The sequence below is a fragment of the bacterium genome (genome assembly GCA_030654305.1).
Lineage (GTDB): Bacteria > Krumholzibacteriota > Krumholzibacteriia > LZORAL124-64-63 > LZORAL124-64-63 > PNOJ01.
The window spans coordinates 1-7,858 of sequence record JAURXS010000476.1 but is presented as its reverse complement, the minus strand read 5'-3'; the positions used below and the strand labels follow the sequence as shown (position 1 = coordinate 7,858).

Here is a 7,858-nt window from a genome sequence, read left to right as displayed (position 1 = left end):
GCCGGCCTGGAACCCGGGATCGCCGCGCAGCGCCCCCACGCGCTCAGCGGCGGCCAGCGGCAGCGCGTGGCCGTCGCGCGCGCGCTGGCGGAGCGGCCGGTGCTGCTGGTCGCCGACGAGCCGACCGGTTCGCTCGACCCCGACGCCGCGTCCCTGCTGATCGACGTGCTGCGGCGCTTCCGGGGCGATACCGGTTGCGGCCTGCTGCTGATCACCCACGATGTCGCGCTCGCGCGGCGGACGTGCCGCGAGGTGGCCGTGATGTTCGCCGGACGCGTGCTGGAGGTGCTGCCGGCCGGCGCCGTCCCGAGCCACCCCTACACGCGCCGGCTGTCCGCCGACGGCGAGGGCGCGCTGATCCCGCCGGCCCTCGCGGGCTGCCCCTACGCGCCCCGCTGCCCCCTGGCGGAGGGGGCCTGCCGGGACGCCCTGCCGGACCTCCGGTCCCTCGTTCCGGGACACGTTTCGCGGTGCCCGGTGACCGCCGGAAACCCCGAAACACATTAGGTTGACAGCGGTTTTGGCAATCTCTATATTCAGCCGTGAGTTGCCGGTTGAGGGCTGGAAATTCCCCACGTTCCCGGTCGCCGGACGACCTGATTCCGGCCAGGGAAGTTGAGGTCATGGGTCGGCGCATGCCGGCCGCGCGCTCGTCTCCGCTCCGGAGGCCGCTGACGCGCGGACGAGGACCGACCTGACCACTCGCTTCGATCGGACGAGGTCCGTCGAAAGGAGCCGCGCGATGCTCCGTCGCCTGCGCAACACAGTGGCCCGGCCCGCGGTCAGGCTGGCTCTGTTCGCCTGCATCCTGCTGCCCGCCCTCGCGTCCGCCCAGGGCGCCCCGGGTTCGATCAAGGGCACCATCCGCGACGTGGAATCCGGCGAGTACCTGGACTACGCGAACGTGCTGCTGAAGGGCACCTCCCGCGGCACGATGTCCCTCGGCGGCGGCGTCTTCTACTTCCAGAGCCTGCGGCCGGGCAAGTACACGGTCCAGGTCCTGTACCTCGGCTACGCCCCCGAGGAGGTGACGGTCGACGTCGTGTCGGGTGCCCAGGCGGAGATCCGCTTCGACATGAAGGTCGTGATCGTCGAGACCCTCGAGGCCTACGCGGTCGAGGGCGACCGCTACATGGTCGAGATCAAGAACGTGGCCACCGAACAGAGTTTCAGCGGTGACCGCCTCGCCGACTACGCCATCGACTCGGTCGAGGAGGCCGTCGCCAAGCAGGCCGGCGTGCAGATGCGCGACGGCGAGCTCTACGTGCGCGGCGGTCGCTCCGGCGAGGTCTCGATGCGCATCGACGACGTGCCGGTCGACAACGTCGGCGGCGGCGGCGCCATCTCCGTCTCCTCGATGGCCGTCGAGGCGACCGAACTGGTGACCGGCGGCATGGACCCCGAGTACGGCTCGGCCATGTCCGGCGTCATCAACGTCACCACCCGCGCCGGCGGCGAGTCCTTCGAGGGCGGCCTGCGCTACATGACCGACGACTTCGGCCGCCAGGACAAGACCTACACCAACTACGACCGCTTCGAGTTCGGCTTCGGCGGCCCCACGCCCGTGCAGAAGCTGACCTACTTCCTCGCCGGCGACTTCGTGTTCACCGACACCGAGAACTACTCCGTCGCCAACCGCCCCGAGTACCGGGTCGACCTCGGCGGCGCCACGCTCTTCCAGTTCCGCCGCCGCCAGGTCAACCAGCTCAAGGGCTCCACGAAGTGGCAGTACACCTTCAGCGAGAACCTGCGCATCACGGGCGAGTACACGCTCAACTCGGCCTCGAACGAGTCCTACTCGCCGAACTGGAGCGTGTCGGGCTACTCGCGCCGCGTGCTGATGATGCCCCTGCTGGTGAACACCCCGGGCGACGACTCGTGGCTGTACACGCGCAACTACGTGCCCGTCTACTACGGCCCCTGGTACGAGCGGATGAACCAGACCTCCCACCCGGCCGTGGTCATCGACGCCCGCAACGCCAGCCTCATCCGGCGCATGGTGCCCGTGCTGCAGGTCCGCTCCACCGACGGGCGTCTCTACACGGTCGCGGCCGAGCCCGGCTTCGACGGGTTCCGCTACCCCTACTCCAGCTACTCGACGGCCCAGGAGGACTCGTCCTACACCTGGTTCAACTCGGCCGACCGCAGCGGCGTCAACCGGAGCCTCAGCCAGAACCTCAAGTTCGTGCTGACGCACAACCTGACCGACGACACTTTCTATACCATGAAGGTCTCGGCGCTGCGCAACGACAACGTGTTCTCGGTCAACGGCCAGGACCCCTGGGAGTACCAGCACGGCCCCATCGCCTCGCCCGGCCTGTTCTACGGCCAGGCGAACCTCTACCTGAACGGATCGGACTACTACACCGACCCGCTGAACCCGCTCTACGTGACCACCAGCGACTTCCCCTACTACGGGGAGGACTACACGCGGACCTACATCGCGAAGTTCGACCTCTCGACCACGCGCTGGACGAGCCACCTCGTCAAGATGGGTCTGCAGCTGCAGTACAACGACATCGAGAGCAACAACCTGTCGTACCCGGCCTACGAGCGGCAGAACCGTTTCACGGGCGAGTACTCGCTGGGCGCCAGCTCGAACATCTTCCACTCGTACAACCCCGAAGCCTCCTACTACGTGCAGGACCGCTGGGAGTACGAGGGCATGGTGATGAACTACGGCTTCCGCTGGGACCTCTTCTCGCCGGGTTCGGCCGCGGAGATCCTGCTGGACAACGACGACGTCAACAAGAACGTCATCAAGTACAAGCACCAGTTCTCGCCGCGCCTCGGCTTCGCGTTCCCCATCACCGAGCGCGACGGCTTCAACTTCTCCTACGGCCGGTTCATCCAGTTCCCGACCCGCGACCTGCTGTTCAGCAGCCAGGACCCGCTGGGCAACGCCGGCACCCTCGGCAACCCCAACCTGAAGGCCGAGACGACCATCGCCTACCAGGCCGGCATCAAGCACCAGTTCACCGACTACCTCGCGGGCTCGGTCGCCATCTACTCGCGCGACATCTACGACCTGATCGCGGCGACCACGGTCACCGACGAGGAGACCGGCAACACCCTGCCGCGCTACATCAACAAGGCCTACGCCTCGGCGCGCGGCGTCGAGGTGACGCTGAACAAGCGCTACTCCGACAACTTCGCCTTCGACGTCGCCTACACCTTCTCCTACGCGGACGGCGTCGCCTCCTCGCAGGAGTTCGGCGCGAACCCCGAGGGCCTCGAGTACCTGCCCAACCAGGAGCTGCCCCTGAACTGGGACCAGCGCCACGTCTTCCACCTGTCGCTGCTGCTGCAGCAGCCGAACTCGTGGTCGGGCTCGATGACGTTCTCCTACGGCAGCGGCTTCCCCTGGACGCCCAACGACCGCTACGCGCGCAAGGTGGACCCGCTGCTCGAGAACAGCGAGCGCCTGCCCGCCACCTACGACCTGACGTTCCAGGGCCAGAAGGAGATCAACTTCTACGGTCAGCGCCTGACCATGTACTTCCAGGCCCACAACCTGATCAACCAGGACATGGTGCGCAATCCCGGCGCCGGCCTCACGCCCGGCCTGCGCAACGCCACCTCGGCCTACGTGTCATACCTGACCGAGACCGGCAAGTACGGCGGCGCCTATCTGCAGGATGCCAACGGCGACAACTACAACGAGTTCATCCCTATCAACGACCCGCGCGTCTTCATGGACCACCGCCTGTTCCGCGTCGGCCTCGGCTGGACGTTCTAGGACCGGGATGGGCAGGGACGGGGTTGTCAGAGGGAAAGGAATGACCATGATCTCCAGCCGCAGACTACCGGACCGCACGGGCGCCACCGGCACCCGGATCGGCCTGGCCCTGCTGGTAGCGACGGCCCTGCTGTCCGCGTCCCCGGCGGCGGCCTGGGTGGACCTCGAGCAGTTCGGCGCCCATCCCGGGCCGGTGCCCGACGGCTCCGCCGTCACCGACGGCTCCTTCGTGATGAACGTCGGCGAACTGCACATGAACATCTCGAACTTCGGGCTCATCGGCTCGCAGACGCCCGCCACCTGCAGCTGGTGCGACGCGCCCTCGGCGCAGTGGCCGGCCGGTTCCGGCGTGGAGTACCTCTGGGCGGCCGGCCTGTGGGTCGGCGGCGCGGTCCTCGGCGAGCGGCTGGTCTCGACCGGCCAGTACGAGACGGAGATCCGGGCCCGCAACGAGATCGCCGACACGATCTACGAGGCCATCGGCGGCGTGGTGACGCGGCCCACCGGTTTCCCCAACGCCAGCGGCAAGCGGCAGCCGGAATCGGGGGCCAACGACGACGACGACACCGACCGCGACCCCGAATCCTTGACCTTCGGCGATCCCCTCTACGACGAGGAGACGCTCAACGGCTACGACGACGACGAGGACGGCGAGTTCGAGGAGGACTTCGGGCAGGTCGGCAACCAGATGATGGTCTGCACGATGTACGACAACACGCGCCTGGCGGGGGAGCAGTTCCCCGACCACACGCCGATCAACCTGAAGATCGTCCAGAAGTCCTTCGCCTGGGAGAACGACGACGCCGACGATTTCGTGGCCTTCGAGTTCGAGGTCACGAACGTGGGCGTGGCCTCGGTCGACGACGTGTACATCGGCTTCTTCGCCGACGCCGACATCGGCCCCCGCACCCGCCCCGGCCGCGCCGAGGACGACATGGCCGGCAGCCGCAACGAGCTCGTGCGCGCCCGCGACAACTCCTATGTGCCGGTGTCCGTGGGCTTCATGTTCGACAGCGACGGCGACGACGGGGAGACCCCGGGCTACTTCGGCATCGTCTTCCTGGGTCACGACACCGACCCGACCGGCCGTCGGGCGCCGCGGAGCGTCGGCCTCCGCAGCTTCAACCACTTCTCGGGCAACCAGCCCTACGCCCGCGGCGGCGACCCCTCCAACGACGCCGAGCGCTACGAGTTGCTCAGCGAGCAGAACTTCGACAACGACACGACCGTCGGCAAGGAGAACGACTACCGCTTCCTGATCTCGGCCGGCCCCTTCTCCGAGCTGCCGCCCGGCGAGACCCTGCAGTTCCAGGTGGCGACCGTGGTGGGCGTCGGCCTCGACGGCATGCTGCAGAACGCCGCTGAAGCCACGCAGACCTGGCTCGGCAACGCGTTCAACCTGGACGGCGACAACTCGACCGGCGTCCTCGGCCGCGAGAAGAAGATCTGCATCCGCGATTACGGCCAGGACATGTTCACCTTCGTGGCCGACCTGATGGACACCACCTGCGTGGCGGAGGACTGGCTGCTGGGGCAGCCGCTGATCACGAGCGACGACCTCGACGAGGACGGCTGCATCTACGTCAACATGGACAACTGCTTCGAGTGCGTGCGCCAGGCGGGCGACTACTGCACGCGGGAGAACCGCCTCATCGAGACTCTCTGGACCTGCAACAAGGACACGGGGCCGTGGACCGGCTGCACCGGCGTCGACGGCAACGAGACCCTGATCCATTGGCTGGTCGGCATGGCGCCGCCGCCGCCGGGCGTGCGGCTGTGGCCGACCGACAGCGCGGTGCACGTCTTCTGGGACAACCGCAGCGAGACGACGGTCGACGTGCGCGCCAACCGCATCGACTTCGAGTCCTACCGCATCTGGCGCGCCGACAACTGGGACCGGCCCTTCGGCTCGTCGATCGAGAACGGCCCCGAGAGCGGGCTCTGGCAGCTGATCGCCGAGTACGACTACGTGAACACGTACATCAACACGCGCGAGCTCAGCGACGGCACCTCCGTGGTGGACACGCTGCCCCTGGGCACCAACACCGGCCTGGAGCAGATCCGCTACCGCCCGCGGGTGCTCGACGATCCCCGGTTCGAGGGCCTCGCCGAGGCGATGCGGCAGGTCGTCGCCGCCGACACCCTGGGGCGTTACGTGGTTCGGCCCCCGCTCTTCGACCGCGAGGGCGACGTGGTCCCGGCCTTGTCCGGCCTGCTGCCCTGGCAGGGCTACCCGGCCGCCCTGGACACCTTCTTCATGGTCACGGGCCGCGAGGCGCTGCTGCCCACGCACACCTCGAAGCTGGCGCTCAGCTTCTACGAGTACATCGATCCGGCCGTCCACAACGGGTTCCTGTACTTCTACTCCGTGACCGCGTCCGACCACGCGATCCGGATCAACGAGAACAACACCATGACGGTGATCGGGGCCGGCCTGGCCGGCGATCCGGGCTCGTCCTTCACGAACACCAATCCCGGATCGAACGCGCAGACAGCCGAGGCGCGCGAGCGCGACGGCGCCAACATCTTCGTCTACCCGAACCCCGCCACGCGCGAGGCGCTCGCGGAGTTCCAGCAGTTCTCGCCGAACGCGGACGACCCGACCGGCGTGCGCGTCAACTTCACCAACCTGCCCCGCGCCCACAACACCGTCAAGATCTTCACCCTCGACGGCGACCTGGTGGAGACGATCGAGCACGACGGCACGGGCGGGTACGGCGAGACGAGTTGGAACCTGGTCAGCCGCAACGGCCAGGAGGTCGTGAGCGAGATCTACCTGTTCACAGTCCAGTCCGATGACGATCGCTTCGAGGATTTCATCGGCAAGTTCGTCGTCATCCGTTAACCGCTCGGCCGGTCCGGCGGAGCCGGACGGCCGCTACCGACGCGAGAGGGTTCTGGAGGTTTCCATGAGACGCATTGCGATCCTGGCCCTTGCCGCCCTGGTCCTGCCCGCGGCCGCCCAGGCCGAACTCTTCGAGAAGGTGGGCACCTTCGGCGCGCAGTTCCTGCAGATCGGGACCAGCGCCCGGGCGACGGGCATGGGATCGGCGTTCACGGCCGTGGCCGACGACGCCAGTTCCGTCTTCTGGAACCCGGCCGGCCTGGTCGAGGTCCGCGGCAACGAGTTCCTGGTGTCCCAGGTCGAGTGGCCGGCGGACATCAACCTGAGCTCCGCCGTCCTGGCCATGAACCCCAAGGTCCTGCCGGGCACCTTCGGCTTCTCCGTGCGTTCGCTGTGGCTGGACCCGATGCCGGTCCGCACGGCCAACCGCCCCGAGGGCAACGGCGAGACCTTCGATGCCGGCTCGGTCGCCTTCGGCTTTTCCTACAGCCGGTTCTGGACCGACAAGTTCTCCGCCGGCTTCACCCTGAACTACCTGCACGCGGGCCTGGCCGAGGAGGCCGTCAACTCCGCCGGCTTCGACTTCGGCATCCTGTACCGCATCGGCGTGCGCAACCTCCGCCTGGGCATGGTCATCCAGAACCTGGGCGGCAAGATCACCTTCGACGAGTTGCCGGCCAAGATGCCGACGACGTTCAAGGTCGGCGCCAGCTTCTTCGCCGTCGACACCAAGGACCACAAGGTCCTGGCCTCGGCGGAGTTCCAGCACCCGGCGGACAACGCCGAGCGGGCGAACGTGGGCTTCGAGTACAGCATGCGCGAGCTGCTCTACGGGCGCGTCGGCTACAACCTGAACTACGACAGCGACAAGCTGGCCTGGGGCTTCGGCGTGGCCATCAACACGGGCAAGGACGCCAAGGCCCTGTTCGACTACAGCATGGTCGACATGCAGGCCTTGAGCTACGTGCACCGGTTGACGCTGACCTTCATCTACTAGTCGCGACATGGCGGCGACGGTTGCCGGGCCCGCCCCGCGAGAGGGGCGGGCCTTTGCCGTCCCGGCGCGGTTGTCCGCGGCCGGTGGGATCCCTAGATTGATGCGCGGGCGGAAGCGTTCCCTCAACCCGGCGGGGGTCGGCATGTTTCTGGAACGGGCCGCGGCACTGCGGCGCACACTGACCGTCTCGACGTTGGCCTCCTGCCTGGCGGCCGCCGTCCCGGCCGCGGCCGCCCTGGTGCGGCCGTTCGACGGCACCGGCGGTTTCGGGGTCTGC

Annotated in this window: 4 protein-coding genes; all 4 read left to right on the top strand. The window is 67.9% G+C overall.

The window, feature by feature from the left end; all coding sequences use genetic code 11:
* A partial coding sequence (locus Q7W29_13565; protein MDO9172849.1) for an ATP-binding cassette domain-containing protein occupies positions 1–507 on the top strand: 507 nt, incomplete at its 5' end.
* A 235-nt stretch (positions 508–742) separates the two neighbouring features.
* On the top strand, positions 743–3,739 hold the full coding sequence (locus Q7W29_13560) for a TonB-dependent receptor (GenBank protein ID MDO9172848.1): 2,997 nt from the start codon (positions 743–745) through the stop codon (positions 3,737–3,739).
* 40 nt (positions 3,740–3,779) lie between these two features.
* Positions 3,780–6,584, top strand: a complete 2,805-nt coding sequence (locus Q7W29_13555; protein MDO9172847.1) for a hypothetical protein — start codon at positions 3,780–3,782, stop codon at positions 6,582–6,584.
* 64 nt (positions 6,585–6,648) lie between these two features.
* A complete protein-coding gene (locus tag Q7W29_13550) occupies positions 6,649–7,581 on the top strand; it encodes a PorV/PorQ family protein (GenBank protein ID MDO9172846.1) in 933 nt (310 codons plus the stop codon).
* Positions 7,582–7,858 lie beyond the last annotated feature (277 nt).